The following is a 1,208-nucleotide window of genomic DNA, read 5'->3' as shown; positions in this document are numbered from 1 at the left end:
AAGGCCACCAGCGCCTCGACGTGACTGGCAGCTGGAAGCCGGAATCGCGCGACGTCGCCGCTGGCGCGCTGTTCGTGCCGATCGCGCAGGCCAAGGCGCGGCTGCTGATGGCGCTGCTGGAACCGCAGGCGCCGGATGCGCTCGCCGCCTGGGGCGAGTTCAACAACGCCTTCGAACGCAAGGAGTACATGGAGCCTTACGTGGCCGAGGAAGTCGCGCGCGAGATGCTGGCGAAGGACCCGGTGCTCAAGGCGCGCTTCGAGCAGCGCCTGCGCGACGACAAGGCATTCGCCGGCGATCCGCGCGCGCGGCTGGATTTCTTCTACCAGTTGCATCCGTCATGGGACGAACGCTACCTGCTGTATCCGGTGCTGCGGACGGCCACGGTGCCGGACGCACGCTGAAACGCGCGCGACAATCGCGTTCCGCACCCGCCGAACGAGCCGCCGGAGCCCCGCATGCACGCCACTGTCGTCCCGTCCGTCGTGCGCCTGCTGGCGCTGGCGCTGTTCGTCACGCTGGCGGCGTGTGCGTCGGCGCCAGTCTCGAAGGCGGATGCCCGCGCGCAAGCACCCGGGCTGATCCTGGTCACCCTCAACCTCTGGCACGACAAGGGCAACTGGCCGAAGCGCGAAAAGCTGATCGTCGCCACGCTGCGCGAACTGCGCCCGGACGTGATCACGCTGCAGGAGGTGTTCCAGCACCACGGGCTGCCCAACCAGGCCCGGACGCTGGCCGACGCGCTGGGCTACGAGTACGTATTCGCGTCGGTGGACCCGCCCGGCAAGCCGCAGCGCTTCGGCAACGCGATCCTCACCCGCCATCCGATCCTCGCGCACGACTGGAAGCCGCTGGAACCGCTCGACGACTACCGCAGCATCGTCCGCGTGCGGATCGCCGTCGATGGCCGCGAGATCAATGTCTACGACACCCACCTGCACTGGACCGGACAGGGCGGTGCGATCCGCGCCGAGCAGGTGGGCGACGCACTGCGCTACGTCTCCGCCTCCGACGGCGGCCTGCCCTCGGTGCTGGCCGGCGACCTCAACGCCTCGATGGACGCGCCGGAACTGCAGCCGCTGCTCGGCCCGTTCCTCGACGCCTACGCCGCGATGCATCCGCGGATGGCGCCAGGCGATCGCGCGCACAGCACGCTCAACCTCGACCAGTACCCGCCGAAGCACATCGACCAGGTGTTGCTGCAGCGC

The 1,208-nt window shown here is 69.5% G+C and carries 1 protein-coding gene and 1 pseudogene; both read left to right on the top strand.

Going from position 1 to position 1,208, the window contains the following annotated elements; translation table 11 throughout:
• Positions 1–404, top strand: a pseudogene (locus tag H570_RS0100140) (peptidase M14); the annotation flags it as partial.
• A gap of 54 nt (positions 405–458) precedes the next feature.
• Positions 459–1,208: endonuclease/exonuclease/phosphatase family protein (locus H570_RS15620; RefSeq protein ID WP_036134501.1), on the top strand; the 750-nt coding region annotated here is incomplete at its 3' end.

The organism is Luteimonas mephitis DSM 12574, from assembly GCF_000422305.1.
Taxonomy (GTDB): Bacteria; Pseudomonadota; Gammaproteobacteria; order Xanthomonadales; family Xanthomonadaceae; genus Luteimonas; species Luteimonas mephitis.
Note: the sequence above shows the minus strand (reverse complement) of the source record. Positions and strands in the feature narration are given on the sequence as shown.